The organism is Streptomyces aureus (genome assembly GCF_000725495.1).
GTDB lineage: Bacteria > Actinomycetota > Actinomycetes > Streptomycetales > Streptomycetaceae > Streptomyces > Streptomyces aureus_B.
Map to the genome: position 1 here is coordinate 38,760 of NZ_JNZD01000005.1, position 21,602 is coordinate 60,361.

General features: G+C 72.1%; 24 protein-coding genes. 14 read left to right on the top strand and 10 right to left on the bottom strand.

Annotated elements, in window-relative coordinates; translation table 11 throughout:
• Positions 1-160 precede the first annotated feature (160 nt).
• The 3 genes from IO36_RS10170 to IO36_RS47675 all read left to right on the top strand — a co-directional run bounded on the left by IO36_RS10170 (position 161) and on the right by IO36_RS47675 (position 2,126).
• Positions 161-367: a hypothetical protein gene (locus tag IO36_RS10170; RefSeq protein ID WP_037618679.1), complete on the top strand. Its 207-nt coding sequence runs from the start codon at positions 161-163 to the stop codon at positions 365-367.
• A gap of 126 nt (positions 368-493) precedes the next feature.
• Complete coding sequence (locus IO36_RS10175) at positions 494-1,294, top strand: hypothetical protein (RefSeq protein ID WP_245173197.1); 801 nt, start codon at positions 494-496, stop codon at positions 1,292-1,294.
• Between the two features lie 148 nt (positions 1,295-1,442).
• Positions 1,443-2,126, top strand: coding sequence for a Fic family protein (locus IO36_RS47675; protein ID WP_245173198.1), 684 nt, complete (start codon positions 1,443-1,445; stop codon positions 2,124-2,126).
• 162 nt (positions 2,127-2,288) lie between these two features.
• On the opposite strand, the gene IO36_RS10185 is transcribed toward IO36_RS47675, so the two are convergent.
• Positions 2,289-3,671, bottom strand: a complete 1,383-nt coding sequence (locus tag IO36_RS10185) for a glycine--tRNA ligase (protein ID WP_037618681.1) — start codon at positions 3,669-3,671, stop codon at positions 2,289-2,291.
• Positions 3,672-3,868: 197 nt separating this feature from the next.
• Here IO36_RS10185 and IO36_RS10190 point away from each other — a divergent pair, with 197 nt between their 5' ends.
• From IO36_RS10190 to IO36_RS10205, 4 genes are read left to right on the top strand one after another with little or no spacing between them, the layout of a single operon-like run.
• Positions 3,869-4,831: a metal ABC transporter substrate-binding protein gene (locus IO36_RS10190; protein ID WP_037618682.1), complete on the top strand. Its 963-nt coding sequence runs from the start codon at positions 3,869-3,871 to the stop codon at positions 4,829-4,831.
• Between the two features lie 17 nt (positions 4,832-4,848).
• On the top strand, positions 4,849-5,616 hold the full coding sequence (locus tag IO36_RS10195; RefSeq protein ID WP_037619352.1) for a metal ABC transporter ATP-binding protein: 768 nt from the start codon (positions 4,849-4,851) through the stop codon (positions 5,614-5,616).
• A complete protein-coding gene (locus IO36_RS10200) occupies positions 5,616-6,518 on the top strand; it encodes a metal ABC transporter permease (RefSeq protein ID WP_037618683.1) in 903 nt (300 codons plus the stop codon). Before IO36_RS10195 ends, IO36_RS10200 begins: the two co-directional genes overlap by 1 nt.
• A gap of 58 nt (positions 6,519-6,576) precedes the next feature.
• The gene (locus IO36_RS10205; RefSeq protein WP_037618684.1) at positions 6,577-6,993 is read left to right on the top strand and encodes a Fur family transcriptional regulator; all 417 of its coding nucleotides are present in this window, start codon (positions 6,577-6,579) and stop codon (positions 6,991-6,993) included.
• A gap of 29 nt (positions 6,994-7,022) precedes the next feature.
• Here the strand turns inward: IO36_RS10205 and IO36_RS10210 are convergent, their stop codons facing one another.
• From IO36_RS10210 to IO36_RS47350, 5 genes are all read right to left on the bottom strand, one after another.
• The gene (locus tag IO36_RS10210) at positions 7,023-7,562 is read right to left on the bottom strand and encodes a YcxB family protein (protein WP_037618685.1); all 540 of its coding nucleotides are present in this window, start codon (positions 7,560-7,562) and stop codon (positions 7,023-7,025) included.
• A gap of 75 nt (positions 7,563-7,637) precedes the next feature.
• Positions 7,638-8,483 (bottom strand): isoprenyl transferase, encoded by an 846-nt coding sequence (locus IO36_RS10215; RefSeq protein WP_037618686.1) that lies wholly within the window; start codon positions 8,481-8,483, stop codon positions 7,638-7,640.
• 124 nt (positions 8,484-8,607) lie between these two features.
• Positions 8,608-9,354, bottom strand: a complete 747-nt coding sequence (recO, locus tag IO36_RS10220) for a DNA repair protein RecO (RefSeq protein ID WP_037618687.1) — start codon at positions 9,352-9,354, stop codon at positions 8,608-8,610.
• Positions 9,355-9,450: 96 nt separating this feature from the next.
• Positions 9,451-9,675 carry a hypothetical protein gene (locus IO36_RS10225; protein WP_037618688.1) on the bottom strand — a complete coding sequence of 75 codons (225 nt, stop codon included), beginning with the start codon at positions 9,673-9,675 and terminating at the stop codon, positions 9,451-9,453.
• The gene (locus tag IO36_RS47350) at positions 9,672-9,830 is read right to left on the bottom strand and encodes a hypothetical protein (protein ID WP_167347388.1); all 159 of its coding nucleotides are present in this window, start codon (positions 9,828-9,830) and stop codon (positions 9,672-9,674) included. The genes IO36_RS10225 and IO36_RS47350 overlap by 4 nt, the downstream gene beginning before the upstream one ends.
• 240 nt (positions 9,831-10,070) lie before the next feature.
• Here IO36_RS47350 and IO36_RS10230 point away from each other — a divergent pair, with 240 nt between their 5' ends.
• Both IO36_RS10230 and IO36_RS10235 read left to right on the top strand, forming a co-directional pair.
• Positions 10,071-10,904 (top strand): helix-turn-helix domain-containing protein, encoded by an 834-nt coding sequence (locus IO36_RS10230; RefSeq protein WP_037618689.1) that lies wholly within the window; start codon positions 10,071-10,073, stop codon positions 10,902-10,904.
• Positions 10,886-11,107, top strand: coding sequence for a DUF397 domain-containing protein (locus tag IO36_RS10235; protein WP_037618690.1), 222 nt, complete (start codon positions 10,886-10,888; stop codon positions 11,105-11,107). Before IO36_RS10230 ends, IO36_RS10235 begins: the two co-directional genes overlap by 19 nt.
• 19 nt (positions 11,108-11,126) lie before the next feature.
• Here the strand turns inward: IO36_RS10235 and IO36_RS10240 are convergent, their stop codons facing one another.
• Complete coding sequence (locus IO36_RS10240) at positions 11,127-11,654, bottom strand: protein-tyrosine phosphatase family protein (protein WP_051900285.1); 528 nt, start codon at positions 11,652-11,654, stop codon at positions 11,127-11,129.
• A gap of 31 nt (positions 11,655-11,685) precedes the next feature.
• Positions 11,686-12,417 (bottom strand): FadR/GntR family transcriptional regulator, encoded by a 732-nt coding sequence (locus tag IO36_RS10245; protein WP_245173200.1) that lies wholly within the window; start codon positions 12,415-12,417, stop codon positions 11,686-11,688.
• Positions 12,418-12,696: 279 nt separating this feature from the next.
• Between IO36_RS10245 and IO36_RS10250 the strand changes: the two genes are divergently transcribed.
• The 5 genes from IO36_RS10250 to IO36_RS10270 are packed head-to-tail and all read left to right on the top strand — an operon-like array spanning position 12,697 to position 19,300.
• Positions 12,697-14,325, top strand: a complete 1,629-nt coding sequence (locus IO36_RS10250) for an ABC transporter substrate-binding protein (protein WP_037618692.1) — start codon at positions 12,697-12,699, stop codon at positions 14,323-14,325.
• Positions 14,326-14,344: 19 nt separating this feature from the next.
• Positions 14,345-15,304 carry an ABC transporter permease gene (locus IO36_RS10255; RefSeq protein ID WP_037618694.1) on the top strand — a complete coding sequence of 320 codons (960 nt, stop codon included), beginning with the start codon at positions 14,345-14,347 and terminating at the stop codon, positions 15,302-15,304.
• Positions 15,304-17,280: a dipeptide/oligopeptide/nickel ABC transporter permease/ATP-binding protein gene (locus IO36_RS10260; protein WP_037618696.1), complete on the top strand. Its 1,977-nt coding sequence runs from the start codon at positions 15,304-15,306 to the stop codon at positions 17,278-17,280. Before IO36_RS10255 ends, IO36_RS10260 begins: the two co-directional genes overlap by 1 nt.
• Complete coding sequence (locus tag IO36_RS10265; RefSeq protein ID WP_037618698.1) at positions 17,277-18,368, top strand: oligopeptide/dipeptide ABC transporter ATP-binding protein; 1,092 nt, start codon at positions 17,277-17,279, stop codon at positions 18,366-18,368. The genes IO36_RS10260 and IO36_RS10265 overlap by 4 nt, the downstream gene beginning before the upstream one ends.
• The gene (locus tag IO36_RS10270) at positions 18,365-19,300 is read left to right on the top strand and encodes a dihydrodipicolinate synthase family protein (protein WP_037618699.1); all 936 of its coding nucleotides are present in this window, start codon (positions 18,365-18,367) and stop codon (positions 19,298-19,300) included. The genes IO36_RS10265 and IO36_RS10270 overlap by 4 nt, the downstream gene beginning before the upstream one ends.
• A 34-nt stretch (positions 19,301-19,334) precedes the next feature.
• Here IO36_RS10270 and IO36_RS10275 read toward each other — a convergent pair whose 3' ends face one another.
• A complete protein-coding gene (locus IO36_RS10275) occupies positions 19,335-20,558 on the bottom strand; it encodes a sialidase family protein (protein WP_037618701.1) in 1,224 nt (407 codons plus the stop codon).
• A gap of 173 nt (positions 20,559-20,731) precedes the next feature.
• The gene (locus IO36_RS10280; RefSeq protein WP_037618702.1) at positions 20,732-21,409 is read right to left on the bottom strand and encodes a response regulator transcription factor; all 678 of its coding nucleotides are present in this window, start codon (positions 21,407-21,409) and stop codon (positions 20,732-20,734) included.
• Between the last annotated feature and the right edge of the window lie 193 nt (positions 21,410-21,602).

Genomic DNA, 21,602 nt, shown 5'->3' on the forward strand with positions numbered 1-21,602 from the left:
CGCCCCCATCGGCGGCGCACCGGCACCGGCGGCCCTTCGGGCCCCGCCGCACGCACCGGGCCGGCGGTCCCACCGAACTCACCGCCGAAGAACCCCCGTTGATCTTCACCTTGCTGCACACTCCTTGCTGCGCAGACGAAGCGGAGAACCAGGAGGTGTCATGCTTCAGATCAATACGAGCAAGGTGAGCCGCTGGGACCAGCACGGCCGCGAACACACCGTCCACGTACAGCGGGCGGGCGTTCAGCGGACCATCCGGTGCGAGACGTGCGGCTGGCGCAAGAACACGCAGTTCCTCCCCTGGCTGAAGGCGGAGGAGCACCTGGCCGAGGAGCACCAGGCGACGGTGGACCCGAAGGAAGCGTGAGCGGGTCCGGGGAGCCTTGAGGACATCTGAAGGGGCTCGAGGGCACCCGGAGAAGGACCCTGGGGCGCCCGAAGGGGCCCGCCCCGGAAAAGCGTTGGCCGGTCCGGGCGTTCGGAGCGAGACTGAGTGCTTTGCCCTGGCGGACGAGAGACAGGACCGGCACTGACCTACAACCGGGACACCCTGCCCTTCCCCGGCAACCGCGTAGCTCGCGTCACCCTCGCGACCACCTCCGACTGGAACGAACTCGACCCCGGCCGGCACCCCTTCGTCTGGGACGACGAGGAGGAGGCCCGCCTCCACGCGCTGATCCGCCCCTGGGTGCCGCCCGTGCTCTCCGGTTTCGCCGGCCGGTGGGAGTGCGAGCGGTGGTGCGAGGAGCAGGTGGACGCGATCATCCGGGAGCGCTACGGCAGTTGGGCCTTCGGCTGGAACTGGGACGACCGCTACGGCGGGCATGTCGACGGGTGGGCCGGCGCGTACACCTCGGTCACGACGCCCGACGCGACCGCGGCCCGCGCCTCGATCGCCCTGCTGAACTGGCGGAGGTCGCTGGAGTGGCTCGCCCGGCGCTTCGCCGAGCTCGCGCCGCCGCCCGACGCCTCCCCCGAGGACCGCAGCTGGCATCTGGAGCGGGCCTGCGTACGGCTGGTCACGCTGGCGCTGGACACGGGCTCGGACTACTGGGAGGGGGCGGCCCGCCGGCTGCTGCGCTGGTTCCTCACCAGCACGGGGATGGACCGGGCCGAGGCCGGCCGGGTCGTGGAGGCCGCGATCGGCGGCCGGTTCCAGAGCTGGGTCACCCCCGCGCCCACGCTGATCGACTCGGTCGGCGAGAACGTCGCCGTCGCCCTCACCGGCCACCTCCCCTACCAGGACCACCGCGAGCGGGCCGACCTGGAGGACTTCCATGACCGGCACCGCTGACAGCCTCGCGGTCTGGCTGCGGGTACGCCGCGAGACGGACTGGCACGGAGCTCCGGCACTACTGCCCCGACCGTCCGCACCACCCGGGCCGTCCAGGCCACCCGAGTCGTCCGCAGCACCCGGGCCACCCGAACCGTCCAGGCAGCCCGTGCCGTCCGCACAGCCCGAGTCGTCCGCGCCAATCCAGCCGTCCGCGCCGCCCGAGCCGTCCTCGCCAACCCGGCCGTCCGCGCCGTACGGGCAGCCCGAGTCGTCCGCGCCGCCCCGCCCGCCCGCACCGCCCGGCTCGTCCCCCCGCGACGGTTTCCGGGCCTGGTGCGCCGGGCCCGTCCGCCGGCGCGATCCCGTCCGTGCCGAGCGTCTGCTGCGGGCCCACGGCCTGTGCCTCGCCGACGCCCGGCGCCGCGCTCCGCTCGGCTTCGCGCTGCTGGCCGGCTGGCAGTGCGAGGTCCTCGGGGTGCCGCGGGCGCCGTTCCGTACGGGGGACGCCCACGCGAAGGGCGGGCGCGAGCGCTACAGCCTGACCGCCCGGACCCGGGAGGACTTCGCCGCCTGTCTGCGCGAGGCGGCCGACCCGGACATCCCGCTCGCGGGCCGGGCGGCGCGCGCCTACCTCGACGTGGCGTTCTTCCATCCGTTCGACGACGGCAACGCTCGTGCGGCCCTGCTGACCCTGGTCCACGTCCTGGCCCGGGAGGACGTCGTCCTCCCGGAGGTGGGCCCGCTCCAGACGACCCGCTACGCGGACGACCCCGAGGGCGCCGCCGACCTGGCCACCCTCATCGGCGTGCTCCACCGCCGCGGCGGCACCCCCGCGCCCGCACACCGGTGACCGACCGGGCCCGCACCCGGAGCCGGGCCGCCCGCCCGCACACCCGTGATCAGGGCCGCTCCCACGCCCCTGTCCCAGGACGCCCGCGCGCCCGTGCCCCAGGACAGCGCGAAGCCCCCGGTTCCCTGCTCGGGAACCGGGGGCTTGGTGAGTGCGCCTGGGTCAGCAGCCGACGAGGCGGGCGGCCAGGTAGCCCTCGATCTGGTCGAGCGAGACGCGCTCCTGCTTCATGGAGTCGCGCTCGCGCACCGTGACGGCGTTGTCGTCGAGGGTGTCGAAGTCGACGGTGACGCAGAACGGCGTGCCGATCTCGTCCTGACGGCGGTAGCGGCGGCCGATGGCGCCGGCGTCGTCGAACTCGATGTTCCAGTTCTGGCGCAGCGCCGCGGCGAGACCCTTGGCCTTCGGGGACAGGTCCGCGTTGCGGGACAGCGGCAGGACCGCGACCTTCACCGGGGCGAGGCGGTGGTCGAGACGCAGCACCGTGCGCTTCTCCATCTTGCCCTTGGCGTTGGGGGCCTCGTCCTCGACGTAGGCGTCCAGGAGGAAGGCGAGCATGGCGCGGCCGACACCGGCGGCGGGCTCGATGACGTAGGGGGTCCAGCGCTCCTGGGCCTCCTGGTCGTAGTAGACGAGGTCCTGGCCGGAGGCCTTGGAGTGCGCGCCGAGGTCGTAGTCGGTGCGGTTGGCGACGCCCTCCAGCTCACCCCACTCGTTGCCGCCGAACTGGAAGCGGTACTCGATGTCGGCGGTGCGCTTGGAGTAGTGGGAGAGCTTCTCCTGCGGGTGCTCGAACCACCGCATGTTCTCCTCGCGCATGCCGAGACCGGTGTACCAGTTCCAGCGCTGCTCCATCCAGTACTCCTGCCACTGCTCGTCCTCGCCCGGCTTGACGAAGAACTCCATCTCCATCTGCTCGAACTCGCGGGTGCGGAAGATGAAGTTGCCGGGCGTGATCTCGTTGCGGAAGGACTTGCCCATCTGGGCGATGCCGAACGGCGGCTTCTTGCGCGCGGCGACCTGCACGTTGGCGAAGTTGGTGAAGATGCCCTGGGCGGTCTCGGGGCGCAGGTACGCGACGGAGCCGCTGTCCTGCGTCGGGCCGAGGTGCGTGGAGAGCAGGCCCGAGAACTGCTTGGGCTCGGTGAAGGTGCCCTTGTTGCCGCAGTTGGGGCAGTTGAGGTCGGCGAGGCCGTTCTCCGGGAGGCGGCCGTGCTTGGCCTCGTAGTGCTCCTCCAGGTGGTCGGCGCGGAACCGCTTGTGGCACGAGGTGCACTCGGTCAGCGGGTCCGTGAAGGTGGCGACGTGACCGGAGGCGACCCACACCTCGGGGGCCAGGATCACGGACGAGTCGAGACCGACCACGTCCTCGCGCGACGTCACCATGTAACGCCACCACTGGCGCTTCAGGTTCTCCTTGAGCTCGACACCCAGCGGTCCGTAGTCCCAGGCGGCCTTCTGGCCACCGTAGATCTCACTACAGGGGAAAACGAAGCCACGGCGCTTGCTCAGGCTGACGATGGAATCGATCTTGTCGGCGGCCACGGTGCTCTCTTCATTACGAACGGACGGCAGCGAATGCTTCAGGTTACCGGCGTCCGCCACCCCCGCATCAAATCGGTTCCCGCGCTGGGCCGCTTCCTACCCCTTCGGTCCGCTTGATGCCGGTTGCCGCGCGGCCCGCGGACGGCCGCGGACGAGCTTGTTGACAACCGTTTCCACTTTTGTTGAAAATGACTGTCATGAACGTACGACGACGCCTCATATCCGGGGCCGCGTCCGTGGCCGCCTGCGCCCTCGGTCTCGGCGCCCTCACCGGCTGCTCCGGTTCCGCCTCCGCCGACGGCCGCGGCGACGGCAGACTCGACGTGGTCGCCTCGTTCTATCCGCTCCAGTACCTCGCCGAGCAGATCGGCGGGTCGCACGTGAGCGTCACCAACCTGACCCGGCCCGGCCAGGAGCCGCACGACCTGGAGATCAGCGCCCGCGAGACCGCGCGGCTCCAGGAGGCCGACGCGGTCCTGTACCTCAAGAACCTCCAGCCGGCCGTCGACGACGCGGTGGCCCAGTCCGGGGTGAGGACGAAGATCGACGCGGCCACGCTGACGACGCTGGAGAAGCACGGCAACGAGGTCGGCGGACACGCGGCCGCCCACGACCACAGCGAGGGCGAGGACACCGGCGCCACCGACCCGCACGTCTGGCTCGACCCCGTGCGCTTCCGTCAGGTCGCCGAGGGCGTGACGGCCGCGCTGAAGAAGGCCGACCCGGAGCACGCGGCCGACTACGCCACGAACATGGCGGCGCTGGGCAAGAAGTTCACCGCGCTCGACACCGACTTCCGCGAGGGCCTCGCGGACACGAGGACCAAGACCTTCATCACCACCCACGCCGCGTTCGGCTATCTCGCCGAGCGCTACGGGCTCACCGAGGAGGCCGTCAACGGCCTGGACCCCGAGTCGGAGCCCAGCGCGAAGCGGGTGAAGGGCCTGGAGAACCTGGCGAAGGCCGACGGCGTCACGACGGTCTTCTACGAAACGCTGGTCAGCGACCGGACGGCCGGCACCATCGCCCGGGACGTGGGGCTGCGGACGGACGTCCTCGACCCGCTCGAGGGCATCACCGGGAAGTCCAGGGGCAGCGACTACATGCAGGTCATGCGGTCGAACCTGAAGGCGCTCCAGACGGCTCTGGGAACGAAGTGATCACTGTGGAGGACGTCGTGAGCGATTCCGTCGTGTCCCTGCGCGGTGTCCGGGCGGAGCTCGGATCGCGCCCGGTCCTGCGTGGCATGGACCTCTCGGTGCGGCGCGGGGAGGTCGTCGCGCTGCTCGGTGCCAACGGCTCCGGCAAGTCGACCGCCGTGCGCAGTGTCATCGGCCAGGTCGCCGTCAGCGCCGGCGAGATCGAGATCTTCGGCGTTCCGCGCCGCCGCTTCCGCGACTGGCACCGGGTGGGCTACGTCCCGCAGCGGACCACGGCCGCGGGCGGTGTGCCGGCGACGGTCACCGAGATCGTCGCCTCGGGCCGGCTGTCCCGCGCCCGCTTCGGCATCCTGCGCAAGGCCGACCACGCGGCCGTACGGCGGGCCCTGGAGCTCGTCGGGATGGCGGACCGCGCCAAGGACTCCGTGAACGCCCTGTCGGGCGGACAGCACCAGCGGGTCCTCATCGCCCGCGCGCTGGCCTCCGAGCCCGAACTGCTGATCATGGACGAGCCGATGGCGGGCGTGGACCTGGCGAGCCAGGAGGTGCTGGCCGCGACCCTGCGCGACCAGGTCGCCCAGGGCACGTCGGTGCTGCTCGTCCTGCACGAGCTGGGCCCCCTGGAGCCCCTGATCGACCGCGCCGTCGTCCTGCGGGACGGCTGCGTCCTGCACGACGGCCCGCCGCCGCGGGCGGTCGGCCAGCACGCGCTGCCCGGCCACGACCACGTGCACCCGCACGCGGCCCACGACGCCGAACCCCTCCGGACGGGACTGCTCAGCTGATGGACATCCTCGACTACGCCTTCATGCAGCGGGCCCTGCTCGCCGCCGTCCTGGTGGGCGTCATCGCGCCCTCCGTCGGCATCTACCTCGTCCAGCGCCGCCAGGCCCTGATGGGCGACGGCATCGGCCATGTGGCGATGACCGGCGTCGGCCTCGGCTTCCTGCTGTCCACCTCGCCGGTGTGGATGGCGACGGCGGTGTCCGTGCTGGGCGCCGTGCTGATGGAGCTGATCCGCTGGTACGGGAAGACCCGCGGGGACATCGCCCTGGCCATGCTCTTCTACGGGGGCATGGCGGGCGGCGTCATGTTCATCAACCTCGCGCCGGGCGGCTCGAACGCCAACCTGACCTCGTACCTCTTCGGCTCGCTGTCGACGGTGAGCGAGTCCGACGTGACGGCGATCTGTCTGCTGGCCGCCTTCGTCGTCCTCGTCACCCTCGGACTGCGCCGGCAGCTGTTCGCGGTCAGCCAGGACGAGGAGTTCGCCCGGGTGACGGGTCTGCCGGTGCGGGCCCTGAACCTGCTGACGGCGGTCACCGCCGCGGTCACGGTCACCGTCGCGATGCGCGTGGTCGGCCTGCTGCTGGTGAGCGCGCTGATGGTGGTGCCGGTGGCGGCCGCCCAGCAGCTCACCCGGAGCTTCGCGGCGACGTTCGCCGTCGCGGTGGCGATCGGCGTGAGCGTGACGATCGGCGGCACGGTCACGTCGTTCTACCAGGACGTCCCGCCCGGCTCGACCATCGTGCTGCTGACGATCGGCGCGTTCGTCGCGCTGACGGCGCTGGCGTCGCCGCTGGCCAGACGGCGGGCCCGCGCGGTGGCCGCGGCAGGGGCCGCCGGGGATCCCGCCGAGTGCGCGATTCCGGCCGCCCGCGGCCCGGAGAGCACCGTCGGCGTCTGACCGCGCCCTGCCCGGACTGGCACAATGGCCGGGCAAGGCCAGACGCGAGGAGGCAACGGTGACAACCGCTGGATCGCCCGTCCGGGGCCGCTCCACCCGGCAGCGTGCCGCCGTGGCGGCGGCGCTCGACGAGGTGACCGAGTTCCGCAGCGCGCAGGAGCTGCACGACATGCTCAAGCACAAGGGCGACTCGGTCGGGCTCACCACCGTCTACCGCACGCTCCAGTCCCTCGCCGACGCCGGCGAGGTCGACGTCCTGCGCACCTCGGAGGGCGAGTCCGTCTACCGGCGCTGCTCCTCCGGGGAGCACCACCACCACCTCGTCTGCCGCGTCTGCGGCAAGGCCGTGGAGGTGGAGGGCCCGGCGGTGGAGAAGTGGGCGGAGGCCATCGCCGCCGAGCACGGCTACGTCAACGTGGCGCACACCGTGGAGATCTTCGGCACGTGCGCGGATTGCGCTTCGGCGAAGTCCTGAGACCCCTCTCCGGGGGGCGCAGCGGGGGCTCAGACACGGGTCAGATTCTGGTCGAGGATCGCCCGCAGCCGGTCCACGTCCCCGGGGGCGCGAAGGGCCCGCTTGGGCAGCAGGGTGAGAGCGTCGGAGGCCGCCTCGGGGCCGAACACGACGAAGACGGTCCTCGTCTCCCGGTAGCGGTTCCGGACGCCCCACCCGCGCACCCTGGTGCCTTTGTCCGTGGTCGTCGTCACCCCGGCGTCGGTGACCGTCATGCGGGTGGTGCCGTGGGACTCCGCGAGACGGTGCAGTCCGCGGCCCAGGGACACCGGCACGAACCAGACCGCGACCAGGACGAAGAGCAGCCCGCCCAGCCTGATCACCAGCGCCGTCGTGTGACCCTCGCGCCACGAGGGCCAAGCACCCATGCAGACGAAGGCGACGAGGGCGACCAGCCCCCAGATCACCTTCGGGCCGTTCTCGCCGGCGCGGAACTGCGTCCGCACCGCCGTCGTGAAGTCTCTGCTCGTCGGCCGGTACTCCAGCTCGACGGCATCCGTCCGCTCCGGCTGCCCCGCACCCTCGACCACGGCCCCTCCCCCGGTTCTGTGGTGATGGGCCGTGATCGTAGCGCCGGATGCGGACGATGCAGCCGGTGAAGGGAGTTACGAGCCGTCGCCCCGCATGGCCTTCTCCATCGCGAGCAGCTGCTCGTTCGGGACGGCGCCGCCGAAGCGGCGGTCGCGCTGGGCGAACTCGACGCAGGCCCGCCACAGGTCGCGCCGGTCGAAGTCCGGCCACAGGACGTCCTGGAACACCATCTCGGCGTAGGCGCTCTGCCAGAGCAGGTAGTTGGAGGTGCGCTGCTCGCCGCTCGGGCGCAGGAACAGGTCCACGTCCGGCATGTCCGGGTAGTACATGTACTTCTGGAGGGTCTTCTCGGTGACCTTGGACGGGTCCAGGCGGCCGGCCTTCACGTCCTCGGCCAGCGCCTGCGCCGCGTCGGCGATCTCGGCGCGGCCTCCGTAGTTCATGCAGAAGTACAGGGTCAGCGCGTCGTTGTCCTTGGTCTGCTCCTGGGCGATCTGGAGCTCCTTGGCGACCGACTTCCACAGCTTGGGCATGCGGCCCACCCAGCGCACCCGGATACCGAGTTCGTCGAGGGTGTCGCGGGTCTTGCGGATGAAGTCCCGGTTGAAGTTCATCAGGAAGCGCACCTCGTCCGGCGAGCGCTTCCAGTTCTCGGTGGAGAAGGCGTACAGGGAGATGCTGCCGACGCCGACCTCGACCGCGCCCTGGAGCACGTCGAGGACCCGCTCGGCGCCGACCTTGTGACCCTCGGTGCGGGGCAGCCCGCGCTCCTTGGCCCAGCGGCCGTTCCCGTCCATGACGATCGCGACATGGTTCGGGACGAGCTCGCCCGGGAGTTTGGGCGCGCGGGCACCGGAGGGGTGCGGTTCCGGTGCCTTGTACTCGCGGCGCCGACCGCCCAGGATCCCGCGTACGACCATCTGCTTCTCGTCTCCCTCTGACGTGCTCGCGTGCGCCGGGCGCTCGTCTCGCTCCGCCTGCTGATTCGTTGCCGCTCTCGCGCGCGTGCGCCGCGCGCCACCGCCCGGCCTCGCCGGGTGGCGCCTACTTCTCCACGTACCGCAGGGAACGCAGTCCGCGCTCCAGGTGCCAGTGCAGATACGCCGACACCAGCCCGCTGCCCTCCCGGACGTGCCGCGGCTCGCACGCGTCCGCGGTCTCCCAGTCTCCCGTGAGCAGCGCGCCGAGGAGTTCGAGGGCCTGAGGCGAGGGTACGACGCTGCCGGGCACCCGGCAGTCGGCGCATACGGTTCCTCCCGCTCCGACCGAGAAGAAGCGGTTGGGTCCCGGCATGCCGCATTTGGCACAGTCGCTGAAGCTGGGCGCGTAGCCGTTGACCGCGAGGGAGCGCAGCAGGAAGGCGTCGAGGACGAGGTGCGGTTCGTGCTCGCCGCGGGCGAGGGTGCGCAGTCCGCCGACCAGCAGCAGGTACTGCTGCACGGCCGGTTCCCCCTCGTGGTCGGTGAACCGCTCGGCGGTCTCCAGCATCGCGGTGCCCGCGGTGTACCGGGCGTAGTCGGTGACGATGCCGCCACCGTACGGAGCGATCGTCTCGCTCTGGGTGCACAGCGGCAGCCCGCGGCCGATCAGTTCACTGCCCCGCGCGAAGAACTGCACGTCCACGTGCGAGAAGGGTTCGAGGCGGGCCCCGAACTTCGACTTCGTCCGGCGGACCCCGCGCGCCACCGCCCGCACCCGGCCGTGACCGCGTGTGAGCAGCGTGATGATCCGGTCCGCCTCACCCAGCTTCTGGGTGCGCAGCACGATGCCGTCGTCGCGGAACAGACTCATGCGGCCCATTCTCGCCTACGGCACGGACGCCCCGGCCCGGACGGAGCGGATTGTGTCCGGGACCTCTCCGGGGCCACCCCGCCGCGCCCCGGCGCCTCACAGCACCTCGCCGCGGCTGCGCGCGTTGACGTACGCGGTCGCCGCCCCGATCCGCTCCGCCGGGGTGGCCTGCCGCACGGTCTCGGGCAGGCAGTCCCACTCCCGGCCGCCGCCGAGCGGTCTCAGCTGTACGTAGGGCCCCTCATGGCCCATGACCACGCCGACCCGGCCCGTGCGGGTGTCGACCGCGCAGGAGCCGGTCGGCGGCGCCGCCGCCCTCATCGCAGGGCCGCCGCGAGCCGGGCGGCGACCTCGACGGAACAGCCGCCGAGGAGGACCAGGGGGCAAGGGGTGTCGCGTGCCACGCTCGCCGGGTCGATCCGCAGGGACGGCAACGTGATGCCGGCCCGCGCGAGCGCCGTCCGTAAGTCCTGCACAGTGTCCTCCGCCTCTTCGACGCGGTGCGTCGAGTACCGCCGACCGTCAGGTGGCGTGTCCGCGTGGGTTCGTCCTTGCGCCGGTACATGTCGTGCGTGTGCTCGTGCGTGTTCTTCGTTCACCCTGCTCCACCGGCCCTCGTCGATTTCACGCTTCGCATCTTCATGGTGACGCTCCGCATCTAGAATCGACAGGGTCCCGTCCGCTACAAGCGCGGTGCAGTGCAGGGAGGTTGGTCCATGGCCAACGGTTCACGGCAGGCCGCCTGGGAATTTTTCGGTTCAGAACTGAAACGACGCAGGGAGGACGCGGGTTTCACCCAGGTGGAACTGGGATCCCGGGTCTTCGTCTCCGGCGGCTATATCGGCCAGTTCGAACAGGCCATCCGCAAGCCCCAGTTGGACGTCGCCCAGCGCATCGACTCCCTGCTCGGAAGTGACGGCTTCTTCGAACGGATGTGGCACAAGCTCATCGACGACCAGCGGTACGCGGGCTATTTCGCGGCGGTCGTCGAACTGGAACGGACGGCGACCCGGATCGCGGAGTTCGCCCCGGCCCTGGTGCCGGGTCTTCTGCAGACGGCGGGGTATGCGCGGGCCGTCATGCTGGCGGGCAACCCGTTCTCGACCGACGAGTACGTCGAGGAGAAGGTGAGCGCCCGCCGCGAGCGGGCGCGCATCCTGGACGACACGCGGACGCCGGTCTACTGGGTGATCCTGCACGAGCAGGTGCTGCGGGTACCGGTCGGCGGACCGGCGGTGATGGCGGAGCAACTGGACCACGTCATCGGCCTGGTGCGACAGCGGCGCGTGCTCGTGCAGGTGCTGCCCTGCGCGGTCGGGGCGTACCCGCTCATAGGGCAGATGGTCCAGCTCATGGAGTTCGCCGACGCCCCGCCCACCGCCTATACAGAGGCCGTGTATTCGGGCAATCTCCTTGACGAACCGGCCCTGGTTCAGCGCGTGCAGGACGCATACGATCTGCTCAGGGCCGCCGCACTGCCGCCGGACGCGTCCCTGTCTCTGATCGAATCGGCGTCGGAGGACCACAGACGATGCGCGAGTACGACCTGAGCCTCACCCAGTGGCGCAAGAGCACCTACAGCGACGACAACGGCGGCAGTTGCCTCGAAGTCGCCGACGCCGTCCCCCATGTCGTCCCCGTCCGGGACAGCAAGCTGCCGGACGGCCCCGTGCTGCTGATCGGCGCGCAGGCGTGGACCGCGTTCGTCGCCGGTGCGGTCAGGGCCGGGACGGGAAGTACCGGCGGGGCGTGACAGGCGTAGCGGGCAGGGCCTAGGAGTCGGCGCCGGGAGGGTCCGGGAGCGGCCGGCCGGGTAGCTCCGGGGTGCCGAAGCGGCGTACGTACGCGCGCTGCCAGGGCGTCTCCACCGCGTGCCGGTCGTAGTGCCTGCGTACGTACGCCACCGCGTCCTCGGGGGGCACACCGTCGAGGACGGCGACGCAGGCCAGGGCCGTGCCGGTGCGGCCCCGCCCGCCGTAGCAGGCGATCTCGACGCGCTCGCCCGCGGCCCGCCGCCAGGCGTCGGTGAGCAGGGAGCGGGCGCGCGTCCGGTCGGCGGGCAGCCGGAAGTCGGGCCAGCGCAGCCAGTGGGCCTCCCAGGGGACCGGCGGCGGCTCCTTGCCGAGCAGGTACACGGCGTACGCCGGGGCGGGACCCCCGTCGGCCGGCAGCGGACGGCGCAGCCCCCGGCCCCGGATCAGCCGTCCGGAGGGCAGCGCGAGCACACCGGGGGCGTCCGCGTCCCAGGTGTCGCCGCCGGCCGGGGAGCCGGGTGAGGAGTCGGGTCGTATGTCGGCCATGGGGCCAGCCTAGGACGAGCGCGGGCCCGTCTCAGCTCACTCCGCGGGCGCCCTGGGCGGCGCGGGCCTCGATGCCCCGGAAGTGGTCGGCCATGGCGCGCCGGGCGCCCTCGACGTCCCGGACCCGCAGCGCGGTCAGGATGTCGCGGTGGCGGCGGGCGGTCACCTCCGGGGTGACGTCCTCGGTCCAGCCGCGCACCGCGGCGACCCGCCGGAAGACGGTCCAGAACGCGCCGAGCAGCTGGGGGACGAGCGGGTTGCCGAGCGAGGCGTACAGCAACTCGTGGAACTCGCTGTCGAGTTCGGGGAAGGGGCGGCCGTCGTCGCCCGCCGTCTCCATCTCCGTGACGACCGCTTCCAGCCGGTCCAGCTCCTCCTCGGTCAGCACCTCGGCCACCCGGCTTATCAGGCCCTCCTCCAGCACCTCGCGGACCTGGAGGATCTCGGCCAGCGCCCCGGTGGGATCGTCCGGACGGGCGAGCGTGCGAAAGGTCAGTCCGTCGACGAACGGGGTCATCGACGCCTCACCCACATAGGTGCCGTAGCCGTGCCGGATCTCGACTATGTCGAGCGCCTGGAGGGCCTTGAGCGCCTCGCGGACCGAGTTGCGGCTCACCCCGAGATCGTTCATCAGCTCGGTCTCGGTGGGCAGCGGAGCCCCGGCCGGAAGTCCCTGGTCGAGGATCAGCTGCATGACCTCGCGCTGGATCTGGCTGCTCACCCGGCGCTCGGGCCGGCGCCGGTTCCCGGTCTCCTCAGGCATGCGCCAGATCGTACGCTCGCTGGACATCGGACGTCCCACCTCCGGGCTGATTAAACGCCAAGTTCGGCCAACTACCCCTGTTTCATACCGCCATTGGTCGCGCCTGTGGAAGATACGCCATTCGTGTGCGGCCCCTTGACCCCCTCCGCGCCCTTTCCTATGGTCGCGCTGCCCCCCATGACGTAGGACGTCGTATCTCCTGCTTCCCGGGCCTGTCCCACCGACCGCTCCACCGCCCCACCGGACCGCTCGACCGGACCACTCCCAGCTGGAGGAACCGTGCGCGACGTGAACCCCACCCCGGCGCCGCCCCGCCGGTCTTTCCTGAAGTACGGCGGGGCCCTCGGCGCGGCCGCCGCGCTCTCCTCGGCGCTCGGCGCCTGCTCGTCCGGACCGGAGTCGACGAACGACACCGGCGACACGGGCGGCGGCGCGAACGCCACGCTGACCGCCGTGATCGGCTACGGGAACGACGGCAGCTGGGACCCGACGCAGACCGCGTCCGCGTTCTGCATGGCCGCCAACAACCACATCTACGAGGGGCTGCTCGACACCGACCCGATCTCCCGCGAGCCGTACGCCGCCCTGGCCACCCAGGTGCCGGCCGATCTGACCGGCACCTCCTGGAAGTTCACGCTGCGGTCGGGAGCCACGTTCCACGACGGGACGCCGGTCACCGCCGACGACGTGGTCTTCGTCTTCGACCGGATCCTCGACCCGAAGACGCAGACGCTCGCCAAGGGCTTCTTCGCCCCCTGGCTGGAAGAGGTGCGCAGGATCGACGCGCGGAACGTCGAGCTGGTCCTCAAGTTCCCCTTCCCCGAGGGCGTCTCCCGGCTCACCCTGGCGAAGATCATGCCCAAGCACGTGTTCTCGCGGCCCGGCGCCTGGGACGACGCGATCAAGGGCAAGGCGATCGGCTCGGGCCCCTACCGGCAGACCGCCCACCACCCGAAGTCCAACACCACCTTCGAGGCGTTCGCCGCCTACAACGGGCCGCGCAAACCCGCCTTCAAGAAGATGAACTGGCTGACCATAGTGGACGCCGCGCCCCGCGTCGCCAGGATCTCCGGGGCGAGCGCCGGGGCCCAGATCGCCGACAACATCCCTTACGCCAACATCGCTCGGCTCCGCACGGGCGGCATGACCGTCCAGGGCGGCGCGGGCATGAACAACCTGTTCTTGATGTTCAACACCCGGCACAAGCCCTTCGACGACGTCCGCGTCCGCCAGGCGCTGCACTACGCCATCGACACCGGCAAGATGGTCGAGGTCGCCCTCAGGGGACACGGGAAGCCGTCGACCTCCTTCCTCAACGAGGCCAACCCCTCCTACCGGCCCGCGAAGACCGTCTACTCCTACGACCCGGAGAAGGCGAAGAAGCTCCTCAAGGCGGCCGGGGTCAAGAAGCTGAGCATCGAGATCCTGTCGGTGAACGTCAGCTGGATCGTCGACTGCCTGCCGACCGTCAAGGAGTCCTGGGACGCGATCGGCGTGGAGACGACCCTGTCCCCGCAGGAGACCACGGCCGTGTTCACCAAGATGGACCAGAAGCAGGACTACCAGGTGGTCGCGGCCGCCTCGAACCCCAACCAGTTCGGCCTCGACGCCGACCTGATCATGCACTACAACTACGGCCCCCAGAACCTGTGGATGGGCTACGCCCGCTGGGCCGACGACTCCGTCGCCAAGCAGCTCTTCAAGGACATGGACCGGGCGACGCGGGAACCCGACCCCGAGAAGAAGAAGACGATGATCCAGGACTACATCGACGTCGTCGCCGAACAGGCCGTGCTCTACCCGGTCGTGCACAACGAGCTGATGACGGCGTGGAACCCGCGCCGGCTCGCGGGGATAAGGCCCCAGCCCTACCCGGGCATCAACCTGCTCCAGGCCAAGTGGGTCTAGGTGACGGGAGAGTTCGTACGTGGTCGCCATCGTCAGGATCCTGCTGCGCCGCGTCGCGCTGCTGGTACCGCTGATGCTCGGCATCGTCCTGTTCGTGTTCCTGGTGATGCGGTTCTCGGACGTCGACCCGGCGTCCGCGTTCTTCCAGGGCGCCAACCCGACCCCCGGGCAGCTGCACGACTTCAGGGAGCGCAACGGACTACTCGATCCACTGCCCGTGCGCTACGCCCACTTCGTGGGAGACCTGCTGCACGGCGACCTGGGCACCAGCGCCCTCACCCGGGCGCCGGTCGCCGACCAGGTCACCACCGCGCTGCCGCTCACGCTCCAGCTCACCTTCCTGGGGCTCGGCATCGCGGTGGTGCTGGCGCTGATCGGCGGGGTCACGGCCGCGATCCACCGCGACCGGCTGCCCGACCAGATCATCCGGGTGGTGTCCCTCACCGGGGTCGCCGCGCCGGGCTTCTGGCTGGCCCTGCTGATGATCCAGTACTTCGCCGTCGGCCTGGGCTGGTTCCCGACCGGCGGCTACGTCAACCCGGCCGACTCATTGACCGGCTGGCTGAAGACCATGGCGCTGCCCGCGTTCGCCCTGTCCCTGCCGGTCGCCGCCCAGCTCACCCGGATCGTGCGCACCTCCGTGGTCGAGGAGCTCGACAAGGACTACGTCCGCACCGCGATCGGCAGCGGGCTGCCGCCGCGGGTGGTCGTCGGCCGCAACGTCCTGCGCAACGCCCTGATGAACCCGCTGACCGTGCTGGGCCTGCGCGTGGGCTATCTGCTCGGCGGGGCGGTCGTCATCGAGACGATCTTCTCGCTGCCCGGCATGGGCAAGCTGATGATCGACGCCGTGCAGAACGGCGACCCGGCCGTCGTGCAGGGCGTCGTCCTGACCACGGCCATCGGCTTCGTGGTCGTCAACCTCGTCATCGACATCCTGTATCTGCTGGTCAACCCACGGCTGAGGGAAGCGACCTGATGTTCACGCGGAAGGATCTGGCCGGTGCGCTCGCCCGGCCCGGAATCCGGCTGCGCGGCCTGCGCAGGCTGCCGCCGCTGTCCCGGATCGCGGTCTGCTTCCTGGCCGTGGTCCTGGTGACGGCCCTGTTCGCCCCGCTGCTCGCGCCGCACGACCCGCTCGACCAGCAGCCGCAGACGGACGGCACCGGGCATCCGTCGGCGGACCACTGGATGGGGCAGGACAGCCTCGGCCGGGACATCCTCAGCCGGCTGATGTACGGGGCGCGCTGGTCCCTGGCCATCGGCCTCGGCGCGACCGCCCTCGCCCTGTTCGTGGGCGCGCTGCTGGGCGCCGTCGCCGCGACCTCGCGCAAGGCGGTCGACGAGACGCTGATGCGCGCCCTGGACGTGGTGATGGCCTTCCCCGGCATCGCGCTCGCCGCCGTGCTCGTCGCCGTGTTCGGCGGCGGGATCACCGTCCTGATCTTCGCGATCGCGTTCCTGTTCACCCCGCCCGTGGCCCGGGTCGTGCGCGCGAACGTGCTCTCCCAGTACGGGGAGGACTACGTCACCGCCGAGCGGGTGATCGGCGCCCGCACCCCGCACATCGTGCTCCGGCACGTGGCCGTCAACTGCGCGGCCCCGGTGCTGGTGTTCTGCACCGTGCAGGTCGCCGAGGCGATCGTGTTCGAGGCCTCGCTGTCCTTCATCGGGGCGGGCGTCCGGCCCCCGGACCCGTCCTGGGGCAGTGTCATCGCGGACGGCAAGAACATGGTGCTGACCGGCGGCTGGTGGGCCACCGTCTTCCCGGGCCTGCTGATGCTGGTCACCGTGCTGTCGCTGAACGTCCTCTCCGAGGGCGTCTCCGACGCGTGGGCCGCGCCGGCCGCGCGGGAGGTGTCCGTACCGCCCGCCGAGGACCGGCTCGAGGCCCCCGAGCCGGGCAGCGGCACGGTCGTGGAACTGCCCGGTCTGGCGCGGGCCGCGGCCCGGCTGCGCGCCCGGGCCCGCCCGCCCGTCACGGGCGGGCCGCCGGTCCTGGCCGTCGAGCGTCTGGCCATCGGCTTCGACGGCCGGCACGGCGGCGTGGACATCGTCGACGGCATCAGCTTCGAGGTGTACCCCGGCGAGGTCCTGGGCCTGGTCGGCGAGTCGGGCTGCGGGAAGTCGCTGACGGCCCTGGCGGTGATGGGCCTGGAGCCGAAGGGCGCCCGGGTGCGCGGCCAGGTCCGGTTCCGGCAGCGGCAGCTGGTGGGCGAGCCGATGCGGGTGCGGCGCCGGCTGCTCGGCCACGAGATGGCGATGGTCTACCAGGACGCGCTGTCGTCCCTGAACCCGGCGATGACGATCAGGGCCCAGCTGGCGCAGGTGATACGGCGCGGCGGAAAGCGTACGGCGGCCGAACTCCTCACCCTGGTCGGCCTCGATCCCGAGCGCACCCTGCCTAGCTACCCGCACGAGCTGTCCGGGGGCCAGCGCCAGCGCGTCCTGATCGCGATGGCGCTGTCCCGGGAGCCCGCGCTGATCGTCGCGGACGAACCGACGACGGCCCTGGACGTCACCGTGCAGGCGCAGGTCATGGAGCTGCTGCTGCGGCTGCGCGCGGAACTGGACTTCGCCCTGGTCCTCGTCTCGCACGACCTGGCGCTGGTCTCGGCGGTCACCGACCGGGTGGTCGTGATGTACGGCGGCCAGATCGTCGAGACGGGGGTGACGGCGGACCTGGTGGAGTCCCCGGCGCACCACTACACGCGCGGGCTGCTGGGCAGTGTCCTGTCGCTGGAGTCGGCGGCGGAGCGCATGACGCAGATCCGGGGGGTCGTCCCCTCCCCCGCCGACTTCCCGGCCGGCTGCCGGTTCGCCGACCGGTGTCCGATGGCGGACGGCACCTGCCGCACGACGGCACCGGACCTCGCCGGCACCCCCACGCACACGGCAGCCTGCCATCACCCGGCCGTCGATCTGGTGACCACGGAGAGCGAGGCCGTGACATGAACACTTCCCCGGCGGAGGCGCTGGTCCGGCTCTCCGACGCGCACGTCGTCCACAAGGCGCGCAGCGGTGGGGTGTTCACCCGGGACCGGGTGTACGCCCTGACCGGCGCCGATCTCACCGTCGCGCCCGGCGAGACGATCGGGGTCGTCGGCGAGTCGGGCTGCGGCAAGTCGACCCTCGCGAAGGTCCTGGTGGGGGTGCAGCGGCCGACGTCCGGCACGGTGTCGTTCGGCGGCCGCGACCTGTGGTCGCTGAAGCCGGACGAGCGGCGCGCGACGGTCGGCGCCGACACGGGCATGATCTTCCAGGACCCGTCGACGGCCCTGAACCGCCGGCTGCCCGTGCGCCGCATCCTGCGCGACCCGCTGGACGTGCACCGGCGCGGCAGTGCCGCCGAACGCGAGCAACGGGTCCGGGAGTTGCTGGCCCTGGTCGGTCTGCCCCGGGCCCTCGCGGACGCGCTGCCGGGGCAGCTGTCCGGCGGTCAGCGCCAGCGGGTGGCGATCGCCCGCGCCCTGGCCCTGGACCCCGGCCTGGTGGTGGCCGACGAGCCGACGAGCGCGCTGGACGTGTCGGTGCGCGCGCAGATCCTCAACCTCCTCCTCGACCTCAGGGAACGGCTCGGCCTGGCGCTGGTGTTCGTGTCGCACGACATCCAGACGGTGCGCCGGATGAGCGACCGGGTGATCACGATGTACCTCGGGCGGATCGTCGAGGAGTCCCCGGCCGGCCGGGTCACCGACGGCTCCCGGCACCCGTACACCCGGGCGCTGTTCTCGGCGACCCCCGGCCTGCTGGAGCCGGTCGAGCCGATCCCGCTGACCGGACCCGTCCCCTCGGCGACCCGCCCGCCGAGCGGCTGCCCCTTCCGCACCCGGTGCTGGCGGGCGGACGGGGAGTGCGCGACCCGGATGCCGGAGTTCACGGCCGCGTCGGCGCCCGGCCACCGCTTCCGGTGCCACCATCCTGTGGAGGAGGGCCGGCCGACGCGCACGCTCGTCGCACAGGCCGAGTCCGCCACCGGGACCGCCGCCGGGGCCGCCCCGGCCGACGTTCCGCCCCAGCAGCACATCAGGGAGCCTTCATGACCTTGCCCGCCCCGCTGACCGGTGTCGTACCGCCCGTCTGCACGCCCCTGACACCGGACCGCGAGGTGGACGTCCCGTCGCTCACCCGGCTGATCGACCACCTGGTGGACGCCGGGGTGCACGGCCTGTTCGTCCTCGGCTCGACCTCCGAGGTGGCCTATCTGACCGACGCGCAGCGCAGGCTCGTGGTGGAGACGGCGGTGGCGCACGTCGCGGGCCGGCTCCCCGTCCTGGCCGGCGTGATCGACATGACGACGCCCCGCGTCCTGGACCACGCCCACACCGCCCGGGCCGCCGGCGCCGACGCGATCGTCGTCACCGCCCCCTTCTACACCCGCACCCACCCCGCCGAGATCGCCCGCCACTTCCGGCTGGTCGCCGCGCGCGCCGGGCTCCCCGTGTTCGCCTACGACCTGCCGGCCTCCGTCCACAGCAAGCTCGGCCCCGAACTGGTCCTGGAACTCGCCGCCGACGGCGTGCTCGCGGGCCTCAAGGACTCCAGCGGCGACCTCGGCTCCTTCCGGACGGTCGTCACCGGCGCCCGTACCCGCCCCGGGGTCCGCGGCTTCACCGCGCTCACCGGCTCCGAGGTGGTCGTCGACTCCGCCCTGGCGCTCGGCGCCGACGGCGTGGTCCCGGGTCTGGCCAACGTGGACCCGGTGGGCTACGTCCGGCTGTACGAGCTGTGCGCGGCGGGCGACTGGCAGCGGGCGCGGGCCGAACAGGAGCGGCTGTGCGAGCTGTTCGGCCTGGTGGGTGTCGGCGACGCCGACCGCATGGGCGGCAGTTCCTCGGCGCTCGGCGCCTTCAAGGCCGCGCTGCACCTGCGGGGTGTCATCGACTGCCCGGCGACGGCGGAGCCCCAGGTGCCGCTGTCGCCGGGCGAGGTCGAACGCGTGGGCAAGTACCTGGCGTCGGCGGGACTGCTCTGACCCGGCGCCGGGGCCCGTCCGCCCCTGGGGCCTGTCAGGGCCTGTCCGGGCCGAGCAGCTCGCTCACCGGCAGCCGCCTGAATTCGATGGACTCGTACGGTCCCCTGTCCCCGGTCTCGTAGAGGATGCCGACCCGGGAGGCGCCGAGCTGGACCAGGTCCGAGTAGGCGGCCCGCCGCGTGGACAGGGTGCTCGCCCTCACGAAGTCCGCTCCGGCCGTCGTGCTGCGCCAGAGCGCCATGGACTGCCGGGCGGTCGGGACGGACGGCCCCGAGAAGAGGAGCGGCGCGGAGCGGCCGGTGAGCTGGAGGACGCTGCCCTGGACGACGGGGACGTCGTCCAGGGTGGGCTGCACGGCGAAGGGGCGGTCCAGGGTCTCGGCGCCGTCGCTCGAGTAGGAGTCGAGGCGGTTGCCGGGGCTCGTGCCGTTCTGGTCCCGGGAGGAGAAGTAGAGCCGTCCGTCGGGGAGTTCGGCCACCGAGCTCTCGTTGGCGTTCTCCGTCCCGTCGTAGGTGTCGTCGACGAAGCCGAGCCGCCAGCTGCGCCCGCCGTCGTCGCTGTAGAGCGCGTGCGCCCCGTAGTACCGGGCCTCCTGGCCGGAGTCCGGTGACCCGGCGGGCGGGGCGGCGGAGTGGTTGGCGGGGACGACCAGGCGGCCCGCGTGCGGTCCGTGGCGCAGCGCGATCGCGTGGCCCGGTCCGGTGGCGTACCAGCGCCAGCCCGGAGGCTTCACCTGGTCGGTGATGTCCCGCGGGGCGGTGAAGTGCCGTCCGTCGTCCCGGCTGGTCTGCACGAAGACGCGCCGGCTCTGCTCCGGGGTGACCTCGCCCCGCATGATCTGCGCCTCGGTCACAGCACCGCTGTTGTAGGACGTGAGCAGGACGATCCGGCCGGTGCGGGGGTCCACCACCGGCGCCGGGTTGCCGCGGGTGTCGCCGTCCCCGGAGGAGACGACCGTGAGCGGGCTCCAGGTGCAGCCGCCGTCGGCGGAGCGTCTGAGGACGACGTCGATGTTCCCGGTGTCGCCCGCCCCGCTGTGCCGCCCCTCGGCGAAGGCGAGCAGGGTGCCGGCGCCGGTCCGGACGGTCGCCGGGATGCGGTAGGTGTCGTAGCCGTCCTGTCCCGCGGTGTACGGGACGGAGGAGACGCATCCCCCGCCGCCGCCCCGGGGAGTGGCCGCGGCGGTGCCGGTGGCGGCGAGGGCGGTGAGGAGTCCGGTGGCGGCGGCGAACGTGAGCGTGCGGCTCATGCTGGTCATGGCACTCCCTGGACGGCGTCGACTGCGTCGGGCCCGGGACGTGGGACGTGGGATGTCCCGGTGCACCTACTGTGCCCCGGGCGTCACGCCGGTACCCGTGCCGTCGGGGTGGGATGACGGGGCGTCAGCGCTTTCCGGCCGCCTTCCGCGCCCGCCCCGGACGGCCCGGCGGGTCAGGTCCGGCCCGCGTCCCCCGGGGTCACCAGGCCCGACTCGTACGCCACGATGACCAGCTGGGTCCGGTCGCGGGCACCCAGCTTGCCCATGATGCGGCTGACGTGGGTCTTCGCGGTGAGCGGGCTGAGTCCCAACGCCGCCGCGATCTCGGTGTTGTTGAGGCCGCGCGCGACCAGGGTGAGCACCTCCCGCTCGCGTTCGGAGAGCCCTTCGGGGCCGGCCGCCGTGAGCGCGGGGACGGCCGGGGCGCTCAGGAAGCGGGCGACCAGGCGGGCGGTGGGGCCCGGCGAGAGCAGCGCGTCCCCGGCGGCCACCGTGCGGATCGCGTCGAGGAGTTCCGCGGGCCGGGTGTCCTTCACCAGGAAGCCGGAGGCGCCCGCGCGCAGCGCCTCCACGATGTGCTCGTCGGTGTCGTAGGTGGTGAGCACGAGCACCCTGACCCCGGCGAGGTCCGCGTCGGCCGCGATGAGCCGGGTGGCCTCGATGCCGTCCAGGTCGGGCATGCGGATGTCCATCACGACCAGGTCGGCGCGCCCGGTGCGGGCCAGCTCGACGGCCTCGCGCCCGGTGGCGGCCTGTCCGACCACCTCCATGTCCCGTGCCGACTCCACGAGCATGGCGAACGCGGCCCGCACGAGGTTCTGGTCGTCGGCGAGCACCACACGGATGGTCATCGCACCCCACCCCGCCCGCCGTCGGCACCGCCCGCGAGCCCCGGCCCGGAGCGGGGGACCCCGGGTGCCGCCTCACCGGCCGGAAGGCCCGACACGGCGGGAGCCGCCGACGGCCGGGACGGGTGCGCGGGCACCGGGGGCTCGGCCGGTTCCAGGCGCGCTCCCGTGTCCGGTTCCGGGCGCACTCCTGCGG